Genomic DNA, 17,812 nt, shown 5'->3' on the forward strand with positions numbered 1-17,812 from the left:
CGGGTGCAAATGCTCAGTGTTTCCGCTGGTCACAGCGTTGCATTTTGCATCTGCACCCCCCTTATATATCCCCCACTTCACTTCGTTCTTGTCGCTACGCTCCCTTAGGCTGCCGAAGATTAACGGCGTTCTGGTTGAACGCCTTAAGCGAAGGCCGTTAGGTGGACAGCCGCCGTTAGGGCGGGTGAACACACTAGCGATTGAGGAACCGGCATAGGCGGTTCCGATAGGAGCACGCAGAGCGTAGCGGGGCCGGGACTTGGTGCCCGCCCCCTGAAGGCCCGCAAGGAGCCTGAAGGGTGGAATAACCGCGTCCACCTTCACGGTGTCCGCTGCGAAGGCCTGAAGGAGCCTGAGCGGTGTCCACCAAAGCCGGAACCATGAGGTGAAGGCTGATTGTTGTAGTTCCGGTGTCCTGAGCTGCCCTCAGTCCACCTCACAGCGACGGCCCGAAGGAGCCGAAGCGTGGATTATCTACCACGGCCTGAGCATGAGACGAAGGCCGGTGTCCTGGACACTTGCCAGTCCACCGGGTTGACAACCTTCATACGCAGAGTGTCAATCCCTCAGATTGACCCTCAGCATGAGTTCTACGGGACGGTGCTCACGCACTTTCATGTATGTATCCACGATGGTAGAAGTATCTTCCTGACCTAGGATTCTGCCTATCTCCTTAGGAGTTGCCCCGGCTTCAGCGAGCCGGGTAATCAGGTAGTTTCTGCCGTAATGGGGTGTGATAGTTTTATCCACGCCCGCCGCTTTGCGAGCGCGGTGGAAGATGGAGCGGTACGACGTATCGAAGACCGCACAGCCTTTGTCCGTGAGGGTTGCGAAGTCCCGTGGGGCGGTGCCGAACCTGCGCAGGTGCTCAGCAACGTAGCCGACGAACTCAGGCAAGATTGGCACGGTTCGATAACCGGCCATCGTCTTTGGCGGGTGAAGTTCCATCATCATGCCACCCGCGCCGTTAGGCACGCGGGCTAACGTCCCTTCCACCTTCACGAAGGCCTGAGGGCCTTCGACGGTGATGTTTCCGGTCTTGATTGCCAGAGCTTCACCAACGCGCAAGCCATGGAACAAACACAGCACGGTAACCAGTTTGTACCGCGCCGGGACGTGCGCCAGGATTGCCTTCAGCTCAGCGGTAGCCGGTAGTTCCTTGCGCTTCGTCTGTGGACGCTTTGACGCGGCCCGGACAATGACAGGGTTCGATTGAATGTAGCCGTATTCGACGGCGATACCGATGCAGGTGCGCAGTTTCGTGTACGCCGCATGATTCCGATACGGCGATTCTGGATAGGCCTTCGTGGTTTCTTGCCACCACACACCAACCATTGCCGGGGTGAGCTTATCCACCTGGACAGCGCATAGCCCTTCGTTGCCCAGGATTCGCCCTGAGACGATTTCAACGTACTTGCGGTGTGTAGAAGTCCTAACGCTGAGCTTCACGCTGTCTAACCAGTGCTGCACCATTTCACCTACCGTGGGGATTACCTGAGCAGGTTCCACCGTGGGAGGTTCCCAGGTGCCTAGGTCAATGGCCTTGCGAACGCTGGCAAGCCACGCCAGCGCGCTTAGTTCGTCTGCGAAGGTGGAAGGAGCTTTGTACCGGTTGCCGTCCGGCCCGGTGTAGCGTGCTTGGATTCTTCCACTGGCAAGCTTGCGTGTGCTGCCAAATTTCGTGCCCAATTCGTGCCCAATACTTCCCGAAAACCAACGCCGGGCTGTGTGTTGGTTGTTCGTTCGTCGTGATAGTCTTTAATAGCCCTACCAGCGAAGACGTTGCAAAACGACAAAAGCCAGAACGTAAAAATACGTCCTGACCTGCCTATTTGTGCGCCCGGAGGGATTCGAACCCCCAACCTTCTGATCCGTAGTCAGATGCTCTATCCGTTGAGCTACGGGCGCAGTCCGTTGGCTTGCAGTGCGTGACGCTGTAATGCGCGCGCTGCTGTGCAACGAGGAATAACTATACCCACACGCCAGAAAACTGACAAATCACGATGTCAATGCATGTTTTTATCCTCGCGAATGGGTATAGCAATTCACCCTGTGTTCACCTTAACGAAGAGCTAGACAAGGGCGGCCACTTCGGCGTCGGAAAGCACGGCGTCACGGAAAGCCTGCAGAGTGGACTCGTGGTCGAAGTCGACGCCGATGAGCACGAGCTCGGTGCCGGGAGTGACGCCATTGGCCGCCCACAGGGAGGCCGGCATAATCTGTAGGTTAGGTCCAGCTTGCTGCCAAGCGTGGGCCACGCGCAGATCAGTATCAATCCAGCAATAACCCTTCGAGCGCACCAGGCCGGTGCTAGCACGCAAGGCCTTGAGCAGGCATTCGCGGTTGAAGGGACGGTCAGCGCGGAAGACCACGGAGGAGATGCCATATTCCTCGGTTTCCGGCGTGTGTGGGTTGGCCAGCTCCTCCGCGTAGCCGTGATAGGTCGCGGCCGTGGCGGTGTCATAGAGGTGGGCGTCAAGAACCAGCGTAGGGTCAATGACACCGTTGGTAACGGGCACGACGCGGGCGCGAGGGTTCATGGCACGCACGGTGGCGATGACGCGCTCGGTTTCGGCGGCCTCCACTAGGTCCGTCTTGGTGATGAGGATGAGATCGGCGAATTCGACCTGGTCCACGAGGAGGTCGGCGATGGTGCGATCGTCGTCAGGCGTGGCCTCGATGTTCTCAGAGACCAGGCTGCGACCGCGGCGAAGATTAGTCAGGAACGTAGAGGCGTCCACGAGGGAGACCATGGTGTCGATGGGGGCGGCGTCGGCAAGCGTAGTCCCATCTTCAAACTCCCACTCGAAAGTGGCAGCAACAGGCATGGGTTCAGAAATGCCGGTGGACTCGATGACAATCTGATCGAAGCGGCCGGAACGAGCCAGCTTGCCGACGGACTCAATGAGATCCTCGCGCAACGTACAGCAAATGCAGCCGTTGGAGAGTTCAACGAAGCGGTCCTCGCCGCGTTCAAGATGGCCCTCGCCAGCGACGAGGGCGGCATCGATATTGACCTCGGAGAAGTCGTTGACAAGGACTGCCAGCTTGCGCCCCTCGCGGTTGGCCAACAGGTGGTTGAGAAGGGTGGTCTTTCCGCTGCCTAAAAATCCGGACAGCACGGTAACGGGTGTAGCCATCCCGTAATGATAACGTTTTTCATCAAGGGACGGCTACGTCAGCTAGACCGCGAGGCCGAAAATAGGCACCGCCAGCAGGTAAACGGTCAGGGTAATGAGGAAGATGCCGATGATATTGAGACCCAGACCGCCCTTAATCATTTCACCAATCTTGACGTAGCCAGAGCCGTACGCAATGGCGTTCGGCGGGGTAGCCACCGGCAACATGAATGCACACGTTGCCGCGAGCGCCACCGGGATGGTAAGGAGGAGGACGTTGACGTCACCGTCAGCGGTCAGACCAACGCCCACCGCGACACCGCCCATGATCGGAATGAAGGTCGCGGCAGTTGCGGTGTTAGAAGTGATTTCCGTAAGGAAGAGCACCAGCGCAGCCACGGCAGCCACGATGAGCACGACCGGCAGAACGCTAAGCCCCTTAGCCATCTCACCAATCCATAGGGACAGGCCAGACTGATTGAACATTGCCGAAAGCGATAGGCCACCACCAAACAAGAGGAGCACGTCCCACGGCATCTCGTTCGCCGTCTCCCAGTCCAGGAGGCGGATACGGCGCTCGTTGTCCGCCGGCAAGATGAAAAGCAGAATACCGGCTGCAATACCTACTATGGCGTCATCGTAGTTGTCGAATTCCTTAAGCACGAGCGGCAGGGTCACCCAGGAAGCGGCGGCGAGCAGGAAGATAATACCCGTCATGATTTGGGGGCGGGTCCACGGGCCGAGGGCCTCAATTTCCTCATCAATAAGCTCGCGCCCACCCGGAATCTCCTTCATCTCCGGCTGAAAGATGGTGATGAGCAGGAACCACGCGATGAGCAGGAAAATGGCGGCCAGCGGCACACCTACAGCCATCCAGCGACCAAAGCCCAGGGTCACACCCCAGGTATCCGCCATATACGCATTGAGGAAGGCATTCGGCGGGGTGCCGATGAGCGTGCCCAGCGAGCCAATGGACGCCGAGTACGCGATACCAAGCATGAGAGCAGTGGCGAACTTCTTCTGCTTATCCCAACCACCAACGGTCTCCGCAGTCAGCGCCAGGACTGACGTACCAATCGGCAGCATAACCACGGCGGTTGCAGTGTTAGAGACCCACATGGACAAGAATCCAGTAGCCACCATAAAGCCCAAAATGAGACGCTTGGGCGAGGTACCAATCAGCTTCACCACGTAAAGTGCAAGGCGGCGGTGAAGGTTCCAGCGCTGAAGCGCAAGGGCAATAAGGAAGCCCCCCATGAACAGGAAGATAGTGGCGGAGGCATACGGTGCACCGACTTCCTTGATGGCACCCACACCAGCTAGCGGGAAGATAACCAACGGCAACAGTGCCGTAGCGGCCAACGGAATGGCCTCCGTCATCCACCACACGCCCATCAGAATGGTCACGGCGGCTACAGCACGCAATGCACCCTGGGTGTATTCGGCGTCATCCTTGGCGCCGGGGGATTCCAATACCGTGTCGACAGCGTTGCTGGGGAAGATGAACCACACGAGAATGGCCAATGCGAGACCGACAATGAGGCCAATGGCCATGCGGCGCCAGTCTTTGCGGTCGACACCGCGATCGTCCTCGCCCTCCGTGTGCGCGGTTGAGACGTGAGTTTGCGGGGTAGTCATCTGCCCCCTCCTTTTCCTGGTTAACCAGCCCCCATTCAGCCGAGAGAGTTATCGGGATCACCGAATGGGCCTACACGTTCAGGCTATCGAGACCACAGACAACCAACAAACACTTTCGTCTCATTACCCCCACTAAAGAACCAAATTCACCCCTGTTTGCAAAACTTTTTGCAGATTAGCTGCAAAGAATTCTCACCAATGTGTGGGCAACCCCTTTAAGATTCGCGTTGAGCACCGCTACCAGATAGCGGCGAAGGCCACCGCGCCGAGAAGCATCGTTCCCAGCGCAACGGCGGCAAGCGCCGGGGCCCCGGGCAGGGCGGGTGATTCGGCCCGGGCCAGGATCTCGTCAGCATCGCGGAGCTTGGCGGTGGCCAACCACAACACAACGGCCACCACTACCCCAACAATCACGGCGGCCCATGGCGCAACGGAGCGCACGACGAGCAAACCCGCGATGAGGCCGGCGAGACCCGTGCGCTGCCAGGCTAGGCGGGTGCGCTCGGGTTGGAGGCCGGGATCAAAAAGCTCGCTCACGCTAGCAGCTCGCCCACCAGAATCATCAGGCCGATGATGATCACCACGCCAACAATCAACGCCAACGCCGGACTGGCCGGGAGCGGACGCCCATGGCGCATCGCGCGCTCGGAGGCACCCCAGTGAAACCACGCCACCGCCGGCAGGATGATGGCCACGAGCAGCATGATGACAGAGACGACGCGAGTCAGCGTGGTGTTCAGCGGCAGCTCGAAGGTCTCCAGAGCCACACCACCCGCGATAAAGGCCAATGACGTGCGGATCCACGCCAAAAAGGTGCGCTCATTAGCCATGCTGAAGCGCGGGTCGGGTTCCTCCCCTGTTCCATACACCGAGCCCGGGAAACGTGCCTTCGTCATAGGTGCTACTGTAGTGCCCCGCTCCTAACTCCACAGCGCGAGGCACCCCGAGCGCGCCCTCTAAGACTGCGAGAAGGCCTCGAGATCTCCGGGACTACCGGCGACGACGATGAGGTCGCGGTGGGTGAGCTCGGTGCCGTCGTCAAGCGGGCGCCACTGGCCGGGTCCCTCGCAACGGGAGATGAGCTGGACGTTGTGTTCCTCCCACACCTGGTGAAGGTTGAGAGGGCCTTTGCTTATCGACGCCGGCGGGGTCATCGCCGTCACACCATAATCGGTGGCGATCTCCGCGAAATCCTCAAAACGCCCGCCCAGCAGGTGCGCCACGCGGCGACCCGTATCGCGCTCCGGGCGGATCACGTGGTGCACTCCCAGTTGGCGCAGGATGCGGGCATGAGCATCTGAATCTGCCTTGGCCCAGATATCGCTCACCCCGAGCTCCACAAGGTTGGAGGCCGTAAGGATGGAATCCTCCAAATCTGAACCGATGGCCACGACCACTCGCTCTACCTCATCGACGCCGAGCTGGCGAAGCGCCTCAGCGTCCGTGGTATCCGCGGTCACCGCTTCAGTGAGGAACGCGGCGTGCTCGCGCACGTGCTTCTCCTCAGCATCGATGCCGAGGACCTCCACGCCATGCTCCATCAGCTCGCGGGCCAGGGAAGAACCGAACCGGCCCATACCAATGACGACGACCGGTGGGATATTGATGGAAGACTTTTCACGCCGCAGGGCGCTGAACATGTTAGCCAATGAACGGCCTTTCTTCTGGGTAGCGGTAGCGCAGGGTAATGGTCCGGGCGGCCAGTGCAGCCACGAAGGTGGTGGGTCCTACGCGGCCAACGTACATGATGAGACACAGCATGAGCTGCGATGGTGCTGACAAACTTGCGGTAATACCCGTGGACAAACCCACGGTGGCGAAGGCAGACATGACTTCGAAAGTGACCTGGTCCGCGGTGAACTCGGGGTCCCAGATGCGTAGCGTTGCCACGCCGAGGGCCACGACCACCATTCCGGCGGCCGTGAGCGCGAGGGCTTGGCGGAAGGTGGACAGCGGCAGGCGCCGGTGCCCAATGGAGGTGTCCTCCCGGCCCAAGAATTCCGAGATCATCGCGGCGCCCAGAACGCATGTGGTGGTGACCTTGATGCCGCCCGCAGTACCGGCGGAGCCGCCGCCGATGAACATCAAGATGTCCGTCACCATCAGCGTCAACGGGTGCGCCTCACCGTAATCGATGGCGTTAAAACCTGCCGTTCGGGGCGAAGCGCTCATGAAGAAGGCGTTGATCAGTTTCTGGCCCAGCGGCATTCCATGCAGCACACCGGAACCCTCGGAGAGGAAGAAGACCACGGTGCCACCCAGCAACAAGAACGCGGTGGCGCCCAGCGTCATCCGGGCGGTCATGGACATGCGGTGAATGCGGGGCGTGCCGCCGCGCCAGCGCGTTAGCCGTGCGCGGGCCCGTCGCACGAACTCCGCCAGCATGGGATAACCCAAGCCACCGATGATCAGGGCGAAGGCAAGGGGAAGGAGGATCCAGCCATCAGCAGCGAAGGAGATAACGCTGTCTGAATAGGTACTGAAACCTGCGTTATTGAAGGCCGAAATGGCGTGGAACACTCCTTCCCACGCTGCTCGCCCTGGTGCCACGCCGTGTTCGGTGGCTAGGCGCACGCCGATGAACACAGCGACGATGGCCTCGCAAATCAGGGTCATGACCACGGTAAGCAAGAGCGCGCGGCGAATGCCGCCGGAGGCCACGGCGCGGCCCTCCGCAGCCATGGTCCGGCGGGCTTTGAAGCTGATACGGCCGGTCAACAGCATGCCCGACAGCGACGCCAAACTCATGATTCCAAGGCCGCCCAACTGGATGAGCGCGATGATGACCGCTTGGCCGAAGGAGGTCCAATAGGTACCCGTGTCCTCCACTACGAGGCCCGTCAAAGAGACCGCCGAGGTCGCCGTAAACAGCGCCGGCAGGAACGGTGTCCACTGCGGAACGTTGGCGGAAATCGGCAGCATCAGCAGCAGCGTTCCCACGAGGATGAGCAGGATAAAGCCCACGGCGGTGAGCCGAGCCGGGCCCAGGAAATGACCGCGATTCACAGCGGTTCAGCCTACCGCTGGATGCCGTCTCACGGGACCCCACAAACCTGTGAATATCTCCACAGTTTTATGTAAATAGCATCGGCGGAGCGCTACATCAGCTTGGTCTTGTCCAAGGTCTCCACCCAGCCGTTGGTGAACTTCTCCAACGGCTTGTGGAAGACCACGCCCAGAACCAGCATCGGTACAGCAAAGAGCAGCAAGCACAGCAACGCCAGCCAGTAATCACCGTGGTAGGTTCCGGCGATGGCCGCGCGGAAAGCACGGATGGTATAGGTCGCCGGCAACCACGGGCTAATGTTCTGGAACCAGTCCGGGAGCACCTGCAAGGGGTAGGCACCGCCCGACGACGATACTTGGACCACCAGCATGAGCACCGCCAAGGCTTTGCCTGCGTTGGCGAAGGAGACCACGAAGGTGTAGCAAATCAGCATAAAGATGAGCGAGCTAACCCAGCCCGCCAACAGCATGAGAATCGGGTGCGCGGGCTCGATGCCCACGAAGAAGATAAGGCCCAGAATCAGCATCGTCGACTGCACGAGGCCAACCGCGGCAAACATTCCGAAGCGGCCGAAGAAGCGCTGCATCGGCGAATATGTATCCTTATCCACCACATCCGTGCGCACGCTCACCGCAGTCAGCAGCGCACCCACCCACAGCGCCAGCGCCGTGTACATCGGCGTCATGCCGGCGCCGAAGCTCTTAACCGGGTAGACCGCTTGCCTGTCGACGTCCACCGGCGCCGCAATCGCACGCGCCAAGGCATCCGGATCGGAACCAATGAGGTCCGCCAACTTCTTCAGGTCACCAGATGCCGCAGCGGAGTCGATATCCTTCCGCAGGTCGCCGAACTTGTTGGCCTTATCCTGCAGGCCAGAGGCGAGCTTCTGTACCGCATCCCGAGCATCCGTCAGGGAAGAGGAATCAATGGTGACGGGAGTCTTCGCGGTATCCAGATCCGCGCTCACCTGGCCCAGGGAGTCCTGCAGCGCACGCAGGGATTCACGCAGACCAGAGGTGGAGATTCCCTCCACTGCCTTCTTGGCATTGTCGATGCTGGAGAGATCCGGCTTCGTGGGTTCGGGAGCATTCGCGGCCGCAGTGAGGCGCGCGTGGAGAGTGCGCTGCGCGTCGATGGCCTCCTCGATACGGCTGAGCGCCTTCTCTTTATCCCCGGCAGGAATTGGCAGGGCCTCAATGTGGCCGTGCAGGTTCTGATACTGGGCAATGGTGCCTTCTACCTGGCCGGCCAAGGTGTTGAGCGCGGCGACGCGGTCGGCGCGGGAGGCGGAGGCGTCGGCGTAAAGCGCATCAATGCGTTGGCGCACCACGTCATAACTAGCGCTGGTGGCATCGAGCGATTGCTGCAGCGCATCCGTGGACACGTTCAGTGAGGAAGACTGAATCTCCGGAAGCTGCAGGTCCGCCGAGTCCGCAATGCGCTGGGCGCTTTCCATGAGCGGAACCGCGGTATCCACGAGTCCAGCCAGGGAGCGCGCGGTACGGGCGGCCATATCGAGCTGGGTCTGCACGCCATCCGCGCGCGCCTGCATCCGGTCCAACACAGCCTTGGTATCACCCTGGCTCAAGAAATCGGAGAGTGAGGTGACCAGATCGAAGGAGACGTCACCGACCGTCGTGGTGAAAGCTTCAGCCACTTGAGCCGACACGCCCTCTGCGCCTTGACCGGTGATCTTCGGCGCCAGCGCGTTCTTCTTCTCATTCATATAGAAGGATAAATCCGCGGGCTGGGAACCATCCGTGTAGAAGTTCATCATGTCGGTACTGAAGTCTTCCGGGAGCACGATGGCTGCGTAATACTCACCGGACTTGGTACCTTCAATCGCCTCATCGGAGGTGGTCACAACCCAATCCAGCTGCTCGTTCGCTCGCAGCTCATTGAGCACCTGGTTGCCTACGTTGATGGGCACCGGCAGCAGATCGCTCTCATAGCCGGTGTCCTTGCTGGCCACCGCCACTTTGAGCTGGCTGGTGTTATCGAAGGGATCCCAGCTAGCCAACACGTTGAACCACGTGAACAGCATCGGGATCACAATAAGGCCAACGAGCATCACAGCGCCCATCACGTTGCGGCATGCGGTGCGCATGTCGTTGAGGAAAAGATCAAGTGTTCCACGCATTAGTTATCCCCCTCCGTGGACTCCGCGCCGATGCTGGACGGATGAATAAGGTCATCTTCATCCAACGTCACGAGCTCCGCGGACTGTTTCAAGCTGATGCGCAGGTACTCCAGGGTGACCGCGGCGACAATGATGAGGAAGCACCACGCCGTCCAAATGCCCAAGAGCAACGGCTTCTGGTCGGGCAAGAGGCCCGAGACAACAATGAGGATGACCACGCCGACAACGCCCGCGATGGCCACCATCTTGAGCCAATACCCCCAGTTATGAGCGCGACGGTCCAAATCCCTCTTGAGGCCACTGCGGCTATCCAGCGCCTGGATGACGTCCGCGATGCGGTAGCCGGAGCCCACAACCTGCACGTTTTCATAGTCGAAGAGCTCGGTGTCCTTCAGCTCGCGGTTGAAGATGACGTTGAAGTGCGCCAACGCCTTGCGCAGTAGAAGGCCGAAGACGAAGAAGAGAATGAACATGAAGGCGAGCACGCCCATCTTCTTGAAGTAATGGTCGCCGTAGAACCCGCCGATGGTTTCGCGCATGGCGTCAATGCCGTACGTGAACGGAAGCAGCGGGTAGATGCTGTGGAAGAAGCTGGGCAGCAGCTCAATCGGGTACAGGCCCGACGCACCTGGAATCTGAATGATGGCAAAGACCACGCAGAGGCCGCGGCCGAGGTGACCCAGGGACGTCGACAACCCATAGATAATGCTCAAGTAGGCCAGTCCCACGAGCACGCCCGTCAGGATGAAGACAGGCGCGTTCACGGTCTGCACGCCGATGAGCAGATCACCCACGGTCACCGTGACGGCCTGGATGATGACCATCAGGGCCATGAGGAGGAAGCGGCCCAAGTAGGCCTGGCCCACCGTGATGCGGTCGAAGCCCTCCTTATCGACCTCAACCCGGAAGATCACCATGAGGACGAAGGCACCAATCCACAGAGAGAGGTTAGTAAACAGCGCCGCCATGGCGGAGCCGTAGCTGTCCACCGGGTACACGGTTTCGGTCTTCAGCTCGATGGGCTCCGCAAAGAATTTACCGATTTCTTCCGCGTCCAGCCCGGTGACATTTTGAACAACTTTGGAGTTCATCGCAGCCCGCAGCGAACCCACATCGCCCTGCATAGCGCGCAGGCTGTCCTGCAGGGCCAGGAGGTTGGTATCGAAATCGGACAAGGTGTCCTTCGTGGCGCGCAGCTGCTGGGCCACGCCGTCCAGGAGACCATTGGCCTCCTGCATGGTTCCCTTCTGAGCTTCCAGGGTGGAGCTCAAAGCACTCGCCATGGAGCTCAGATTGCTCATGGCACGGTTGATTTCCGGCACGGCGGTGGTCACGGTATCGCGCAGCGTCTGCGACGTGGCCTTGGTATCGGCCGCTGCCTGGTTGATGGCCTCCGCGCTAGCCTGCACGTTGTCCGCTGCGGCCTGGGTATCCTTGCTCAGCGCAGTCAGGTTCCCCACCAGCTGACGGTTGGATTCATTGCCCTCATCGAGGCGCTGGATGGCGTCATCAATTTCCTTGGCCACCTGCGGTGAGAGCGTTGCGGAATCGCGCAGGGCTTTAAGCTGCGCAATCGATTCCGCACTCGCGTCAATAGCAGTGTTCGCCCGCTGCGTGGCGTAATCGAAACGGTCACCGGCCTGGTTCAGGCCAGCTGTGACATCCGCGATGGATTCCTGCGCCTTGGCGGTACCGTCCGCCACCGCACTTGCACCACTGACGAAGGCACCGGTGGTCTGGTCGGTGAAGTCACCGATGCCCCCTTGGGCCTGCTCGACTAGGGAGGAGACCTCGGCGAGGGCGGTTTGGGCGTCGCCCAGCGCAGCACTCACATCAGCCACCGTGGACTTGGCGCCCAACGTGGAATCAGCGGCGGCGTCAAGCTTTCCCTGGATGCGCGCGAGGTTCTCACGGTTGCCGTCAATCTCCTGCGCGGTCTCCCCGAAGGCCGAACTAGTGTTGTTCATCGCGCGCGTGACTTTTCGCTCGAAGTCGGTACCGGTGTCCTTGATGTTCTCCGCCGCGACGGTGGCCACCTGCTCCTTGAAGGCCGCCGTGATCTGCTTGTCCAGACCTTTGGCACCGGCATCCGTGATCTTCACGGCGATGGCATTGTTCTTCTCATTGACGCGGTAGACCAACTGGGGCTGCGTGAACTTCCCGTCGAGCATGCTCACGAGGTTCTCGCTAAAGTCCTCCGGAATCGTCACCGAGGCATACACGTCCCCCTCTAAAAGGGCTTTCTCGGCTTCGTCGCGCTCAAGGAATTGCCAGCCTAGCTGGTCATTCTTTTTGAGTTTCTCAATGACCTCACTGCCGACATCTATCTTCCCCGTCAGCTCGTTGTTAGCACCCTTATCCTCGTTGACCACGGCCACCTTGATGTTATTGGTATGGCCGTAAGGGTCACGAAAAGCCGCGATGTTCACCCATGAATACAACGCGGGAGTGATGATGAGTCCGATGAGGATGATCCACGCCCTGGGGACGCGGCCAAGCCTGGCTACATCTCTGATAAAAATCTTCCAACTTTGGCGCACTGAAGGCAGTATACCCGTTGAAGCTGCGAGTCTCTAACCTGCCGAAACCAATAAAGTAACTTCCATGATTAATACTTAAAGGTTGATATGGTTTGCTGAAACAAAACCCTTGCCCCCCCACACACCCCGCCAACTTGTATCGACAAACAAAAATTTTCTAACGCTTTCGCTACCCCACTACAATCGGCGGCCATGATTGAAGTCGCAGCCGTCGTCATCCGCAACCCGCAAGGCCACGTGCTCACCGTGCGCAAGAAATCCTCCACCAAGTACCAGCTGCCCGGCGGCAAGCCTGAGGCGGGCGAGGCGCTTGTCGACGCCGCCCTGCGCGAAGTCGCCGAAGAAGTAGGCCTCACTCTCGACGCCGAGAACCTCAACGAACTCGGCACCTTCGACGCTCCTGCCGCTAACGAACCGGGCGAGGTCGTCGTCGGCACGATTTTCACCTGCACCCGCACCGTCACCACCGACGAACCCCACGCCGCCGCCGAAATTGGGGACACCGCCTGGGTAGACCCAGTAGCCCCCGACCGCGAACTTGCGCACCTGTTGCGCGACCGCGTCTTCCCCGCGCTAATCTAGCCGCCGCCTGCCCGGCGCCATTGACCCCGAAACCATCAAGAGCTACTCTTTTGAACATGTTCACTGAACACGTTCATTCATCGCGTTCGGCCGCCAAAGCTGGCACCGACAGCAAGGTCCTGGCCACCGCCTATGACCTCTTCCTCACCCAGGGCTACGCCACCACCAGCATCCGGACCATCGCATCCGAGGCTGGCGTCAGCGTGGGAACCGTCATGGGAGTCGGCGACAAACAAACGCTGCTCATCCGCACCATTGGCCAACACATTTCAGAGCTCCACGACGACATTCGGGGGCAATCCGATAGCCTCCTCGATGTCCTCAAGCCATTCCTCCAGATGTTCACCGGCCACGAAGAACTCTCTCGTGCGTTCGGCGCGGCACTCATCCAACAAGGCAACCAAGGCGAAGCGCTCACCGCGCTCAAAACGCTCCTGACGGATGAAATCACCCTGCGTCTCGGCACCAGACTCAGCAGCGACGATTCGGCCGAGTACTCCAACCTGCTGTACAACGTCTACCTCGGCTTGCTCATCGGCTGGGCCGCCGGAATCTACGACACCGAGCACCTCACATCCCAAGCCGCCGCATCGATCGAACGCCTCAACACCGCATTTGGAGTAACCCAATGATCCTAGAATCCTCCCCGGCCTGGCCCTCCCTACTGCTAGCAGCCATTCTACTTGGCGACGCCGCCCTCTCCCTCAAACCAGTCCCCTTTATCGAAGCTTGCCTCAGCGGCGTCAAACTCCCCAAAGACTGGTGGTGGGCACTCATTGTCATCAAGTGCCTTGCAGCCACAGGACTCATCGCCGGCCTCTGGTTCCCCGGCGTAGGAATCGCAGCCATGGTTGGCGTCATCGCATATTTCTGCGCAGCCGCAGCAGCCCATGTCCGCGCCCACTTCCTCGGCAGCGCATTTTGGGCCAACTGTTTGGGAATGCTCGCGTTCTCCACCGGCGTATTGGTCCTAACGCTAGTGCTGAACTAGGTGACCAATAATTCTTCGGTTCTGCCCTGCCCCTTTTCGCCATCAAGCACATTCGTCCGATATTTACTTCTTTTTCATCCCCCATCTCACTATGCCGTTCGTTGCTTCGGGAAGTGGCTGCGGGGAATAGCACTCATGAATTTTGGAAAGAGCAAAATATTCGGAGAAAGGGATTTGCTCACAATGGACCTTACCTTTTGAATCCCACGCGAAAGCGTTCAAGTCATACCAAGCCTTGAATTGTCGCTGCAGGCAATCGAAACCGTCAATTCCAAAGAAACTACACAGCTCGGCAATAGTAAATTCAGCTACAACGCAATCTTCATGCAGCCTAATTCGAACAAAGCTCTCATCGGGATCGATGTTCGCGTTACTTTCCACATCCCAAATTGGCTCTTTTAGTAACTCCATGACGCTCCCAGCCAGCACAGATTAAGCTCAGTGCCTTCATTCTAAGTTCTCTGCTCACGGGCTGCCGGCATTCGAAGCGACTGGAAACGCAAAATCCCGAGCCACCGGTGAAACGATGACTCGGGTTCTGTAGTTTGCGGAGACGAGAGTGTCTGCGACTCGTCCGCACCGAAGTGACGGCTGCTGAAAATAAGCCCGTGCGAGGCGCAGCTCTGCCGCTTCTAACGCATTCAGGAGCAGTTCTAGGAGTTTATCTCAACCTATGAACAACAGCTGAGGTCGGAACTAGGTCTCAGCTATCGTGTTCAAAGTCCGCATACGGGGCACATTCTCGGCCCGCACAGTTCCCTGTCCCGCGTAATATCCGTGACGTTGCGGCAACCCGATATTCGGGCTCCAGCCCACAGCCCTGGGTCGCGCACACCTGTCACTGTCATTCACGGTAGATAGTGGCTAAAAAATCCCAAGTTTCTGGCCCTTATCTACCGTGAATGTCGCCTTTAGCCTGAATGTCGGCCTCGGCTCCGAAAACGTAGAATCCCGAGCCACCGATGAAACGATGACTCGGGTTCTGTAGTTTGCGGAGACGAGAGGATTTGAACCTCCGGACCTACGCAAGTAAGTCAACTCCTTAGCAGGGAGCCCCATTCGGCCGCTCTGGCACGTCTCCAGCGATTCGCAATGAATCGTCCATCACTCTACCTGAGCGCTTCCCCTAGGGACAAAATGGGGCTTCCCTATTCTTTCCCTGAAGCGCCGCATGCAGCTTAAGGGCAACGTAGAGCGCCGCGCAGCGCCAGCCATCATCCAGCACGCCGGGCCCGAGAGTCTCGCGGACGCGGTCTAGGCGATAGTGCAGCGTGGCGCGGTGAATGTAGAGTGCAGCGGCGGTCGCAGAGACGTTGCGGGAATGCTCAAAATAGGTCAACAGGGTCTGCCAGTAGGAGTTGCGGGGGTCGTCGAGAAGCACGGCGGCATCGGGGCTCATCTCCACCACCGTTGCCGGGGTCAGCTCCCACCCGCGCAGCAGCCGCCACGCGCCGGCCTCCTCCCAGCGCAGCGAATCCTGGCCGCAGAGTTTGGCCACGTCCGCCATGAGCCGCGCCTGCGGGGCCGTCGGCGCCGATCCGCGGGCGACTACCTCAGCGCCGGCGACGAGCGCGGCACTCTGAAGCTCCTCCATGAGGGCCTCGGTGTCCTTGTCATCGCGGCGGCACTCAATGAGCACGAGGGAATCGTGAGAATCCGCCACCAAGAAAGGTCGGCGGGCCAGCGGGCGGGCAAGTTCCACGGCCACCGCGCGCTGATCTCCCTCCACCAGCACGCGGTGCACCGTCAGCTCACCATCGTTAGGCAGGAGATCGCGCTCCCGGGCACCCGCCAGCGCGGCCGGATCGCCGGTGAGCACCTCGCGGGCCAACTCGCCGAGCTGTTGGGCGCGGGCGGCGAGGGGAGCATCGCGTTCGTCGATAAGCCTGGCCAGGGGCGCAAGCAACGAGTCCAGGCGGGCCAAGGGGGCGTCGCCCAGCGCGGGCTCATCGATGATCCACAGGTAACCCACCAGCCCGTCCTCGTGACGCAGGGGAATGACCACGCGGGGCAGCATGTCATAGCGCGGATTAGCAGGCAGGCGCACCGGTAGGGTCGCCTCCTGAATGCCGAAGCTGAGCATCCACGGGATGGGTTCCGGGGGCGGGGTGCGGTTGAGAATGGAGGCAGCCCTGTTCTTATCGATGGCACCGATTTGCGCACTAGCCGCAATCACCGCGATGGCGGGGGTAGTCACCTCAACGGAGCGCTGCAGGATCTGGGCGCATTCGTCGACGATATCCTGGATGCTCGTCAGCTGCGGGGGTGTCACTTTTGACATATGTCAAAGATACTTCCGAATATTGTCTAGTGACAAACAAAACTGTGGTGCGCCATAATCTCCTACAGTTCAATGACTCACGTCACAGATATACGTTCACGAAGGGCGTCTACATGACCACAACCAACAAATCCGTCAGGGCACAGGACGTTGTCGCCAGCGACAACACCAGTGCAGACGACGGCCTGCAGCGCGGCATGAAATCGCGCCACCTGCAGATGATCGCTTTTGGCTCGTGCATCGGCACGGGCCTCTTCTTGGGCTCCGGCGCCTCCATCCAGGAGGCCGGTCCCGGTGTTATCGCCGCCTACGCCATCGGCGGCTTCATCATCTTCCTCATCATGCGCATGCTCGGTGAGATGGCCGTGGAGCACCCCGTCGCTGGCTCTTTTAGCGCCTACGCCCGCGAATACATCGGGCCCATCGCTGGCTTTGTCACCGGCTGGAACTGGTGGTTTACCACCATCGTCGTCGGCATGGTGGAACTCACCGCCGCAGGCACCATCATGGATTTCTGGTTCCCCGGCATCCCGCATTGGCTCACGGCTCTCGTCGCGCTCGTCATCGTCACCGCCATCAACTTGGTGCACGTCGGCGCCTTCGCCGAGGCGGAGTTCTGGCTCTCCCTCATCAAGGTCGCCGCGCTCATCCTCATGATCGTCGTTGGCGCGGCAATCGTCTTTGGCCTCACCCCGGAGCCTGCCCTTGGGCTAAGCAATATCACCGAGCACGGCGGTTTCTTCCCGAATGGTATCGCCGGTGTGCTCTTCTCCCTCGTCGCGGTGATTTTCTCCTTCGGCGGCATCATCTCCATTGGTACTGCCGCGGGCGAGGCCCAGGATCCCGCCAAGAGCCTGCCCAAGGCCATCAACAACGTCATCTGGCGCATTCTCATCTTCTACATCGGCGGCATCGGCATCATCGTGCTGCTCGCCCCATGGAACGAACTCGACACCTCCACCTCGCCCTTTGTCCGCGCCCTGAGCACCCTGGGTATTACTGCCGCCGCCACGGGCCTCAACCTCATCGTGCTGGTCGCGGCTGTCTCCGTGTTCAACACCATGACCTTCTCCGGCGCGCGCATGTTGCGCGATCTTTCCCGCGGCGGCCAGGCCCCGCCCTTCTTTGATTCCGTCAATGCCAAGGGCGTGCCTGTCCGCGCCCTCCTCTTCAACGCCCTGCTCATGGGCTCGGCCGTGCTGCTCAACTTCCTCTTCGAGGGCAAGATCCTGATTGTTCTCCTCGCCATCATCGTCGGCGCGGAGCTCATCTCTTGGTCCGCTATCGCCGTGGCCCACCTGAACTTCCGCAAGCGCTGCCCGAACGCCGCTTTCCGCGCGCCCCTTTACCCCATTGCCAACTACCTGTGCTTGGCCTTCTTCGCTCTCGTCATCGCTTTGATGTTCATGCTGCCGGACTACCGTACCGGCGCGATTGTCCTACCCTGTTGGATTGTGACCTTGGCCCTCATCTGGCTGGGCAAGAAGCGCCACGACGCCCGCACTAAGTAACTA

General features: G+C 60.0%; 15 protein-coding genes and 2 tRNA genes. 4 read left to right on the top strand and 13 right to left on the bottom strand.

Annotated features, from left to right (window positions below; translation table 11 throughout):
* Window positions 1-558 precede the first annotated feature (558 nt).
* The 10 genes from HMPREF2875_RS04805 to HMPREF2875_RS04850 all read right to left on the bottom strand — a co-directional run bounded on the left by HMPREF2875_RS04805 (window position 559) and on the right by HMPREF2875_RS04850 (window position 12,444).
* Window positions 559-1,689 carry a tyrosine-type recombinase/integrase gene (locus tag HMPREF2875_RS04805; RefSeq protein ID WP_083311854.1) on the bottom strand — a complete coding sequence of 377 codons (1,131 nt, stop codon included), beginning with the start codon at window positions 1,687-1,689 and terminating at the stop codon, window positions 559-561.
* Between the two features lie 146 nt (window positions 1,690-1,835).
* Window positions 1,836-1,908: transfer RNA gene (locus HMPREF2875_RS04810), tRNA-Arg, on the bottom strand.
* Between the two features lie 164 nt (window positions 1,909-2,072).
* Complete coding sequence (locus tag HMPREF2875_RS04815; protein WP_070670818.1) at window positions 2,073-3,140, bottom strand: GTP-binding protein; 1,068 nt, start codon at window positions 3,138-3,140, stop codon at window positions 2,073-2,075.
* 42 nt (window positions 3,141-3,182) lie between these two features.
* Window positions 3,183-4,757 carry an SLC13 family permease gene (locus HMPREF2875_RS04820; RefSeq protein WP_010188388.1) on the bottom strand — a complete coding sequence of 525 codons (1,575 nt, stop codon included), beginning with the start codon at window positions 4,755-4,757 and terminating at the stop codon, window positions 3,183-3,185.
* 237 nt (window positions 4,758-4,994) lie between these two features.
* Window positions 4,995-5,294: a DUF202 domain-containing protein gene (locus tag HMPREF2875_RS04825; protein WP_070670820.1), complete on the bottom strand. Its 300-nt coding sequence runs from the start codon at window positions 5,292-5,294 to the stop codon at window positions 4,995-4,997.
* Window positions 5,291-5,653, bottom strand: coding sequence for a YidH family protein (locus tag HMPREF2875_RS04830; RefSeq protein ID WP_070670822.1), 363 nt, complete (start codon window positions 5,651-5,653; stop codon window positions 5,291-5,293). The genes HMPREF2875_RS04825 and HMPREF2875_RS04830 overlap by 4 nt, the downstream gene beginning before the upstream one ends.
* A gap of 60 nt (window positions 5,654-5,713) precedes the next feature.
* Window positions 5,714-6,397, bottom strand: a complete 684-nt coding sequence (locus tag HMPREF2875_RS04835; RefSeq protein WP_070670824.1) for a potassium channel family protein — start codon at window positions 6,395-6,397, stop codon at window positions 5,714-5,716.
* A 1-nt stretch (window position 6,398) separates the two neighbouring features.
* The gene (locus tag HMPREF2875_RS04840; protein ID WP_046648869.1) at window positions 6,399-7,763 is read right to left on the bottom strand and encodes a TrkH family potassium uptake protein; all 1,365 of its coding nucleotides are present in this window, start codon (window positions 7,761-7,763) and stop codon (window positions 6,399-6,401) included.
* A 92-nt stretch (window positions 7,764-7,855) separates the two neighbouring features.
* On the bottom strand, window positions 7,856-9,904 hold the full coding sequence (locus HMPREF2875_RS04845; protein ID WP_046648870.1) for a YhgE/Pip domain-containing protein: 2,049 nt from the start codon (window positions 9,902-9,904) through the stop codon (window positions 7,856-7,858).
* Window positions 9,904-12,444 (bottom strand): YhgE/Pip domain-containing protein, encoded by a 2,541-nt coding sequence (locus HMPREF2875_RS04850; protein ID WP_046648871.1) that lies wholly within the window; start codon window positions 12,442-12,444, stop codon window positions 9,904-9,906. The genes HMPREF2875_RS04845 and HMPREF2875_RS04850 overlap by 1 nt, the downstream gene beginning before the upstream one ends.
* 192 nt (window positions 12,445-12,636) lie before the next feature.
* Between HMPREF2875_RS04850 and HMPREF2875_RS04855 the strand changes: the two genes are divergently transcribed.
* The 3 genes from HMPREF2875_RS04855 to HMPREF2875_RS04865 are packed head-to-tail and all read left to right on the top strand — an operon-like array spanning window position 12,637 to window position 14,017.
* Window positions 12,637-13,026 (top strand): NUDIX hydrolase, encoded by a 390-nt coding sequence (locus HMPREF2875_RS04855; RefSeq protein WP_070670826.1) that lies wholly within the window; start codon window positions 12,637-12,639, stop codon window positions 13,024-13,026.
* Window positions 13,027-13,082: 56 nt separating this feature from the next.
* A complete protein-coding gene (locus tag HMPREF2875_RS04860) occupies window positions 13,083-13,658 on the top strand; it encodes a TetR/AcrR family transcriptional regulator (protein WP_070670828.1) in 576 nt (191 codons plus the stop codon).
* A complete protein-coding gene (locus HMPREF2875_RS04865; protein WP_070670830.1) occupies window positions 13,655-14,017 on the top strand; it encodes a DoxX family protein in 363 nt (120 codons plus the stop codon). Before HMPREF2875_RS04860 ends, HMPREF2875_RS04865 begins: the two co-directional genes overlap by 4 nt.
* Window positions 14,018-14,080: 63 nt before the next feature.
* On the opposite strand, the gene HMPREF2875_RS04870 is transcribed toward HMPREF2875_RS04865, so the two are convergent.
* From HMPREF2875_RS04870 to HMPREF2875_RS04880, 3 genes are all read right to left on the bottom strand, one after another.
* Complete coding sequence (locus tag HMPREF2875_RS04870) at window positions 14,081-14,428, bottom strand: hypothetical protein (RefSeq protein ID WP_141754576.1); 348 nt, start codon at window positions 14,426-14,428, stop codon at window positions 14,081-14,083.
* 581 nt (window positions 14,429-15,009) lie between these two features.
* A tRNA-Ser gene (locus tag HMPREF2875_RS04875) sits at window positions 15,010-15,098 on the bottom strand.
* Between the two features lie 45 nt (window positions 15,099-15,143).
* Window positions 15,144-16,298: a PucR family transcriptional regulator gene (locus tag HMPREF2875_RS04880; protein WP_070670833.1), complete on the bottom strand. Its 1,155-nt coding sequence runs from the start codon at window positions 16,296-16,298 to the stop codon at window positions 15,144-15,146.
* A 113-nt stretch (window positions 16,299-16,411) separates the two neighbouring features.
* On the opposite strand from HMPREF2875_RS04880, the gene HMPREF2875_RS04885 reads away from it, so the two are divergent.
* Window positions 16,412-17,809, top strand: coding sequence for an amino acid permease (locus HMPREF2875_RS04885; protein WP_083311855.1), 1,398 nt, complete (start codon window positions 16,412-16,414; stop codon window positions 17,807-17,809).
* Window positions 17,810-17,812 lie beyond the last annotated feature (3 nt).

It is taken from the genome of Corynebacterium sp. HMSC078H07 (assembly GCF_001812805.1).
Taxonomy (GTDB): Bacteria; Actinomycetota; Actinomycetes; order Mycobacteriales; family Mycobacteriaceae; genus Corynebacterium.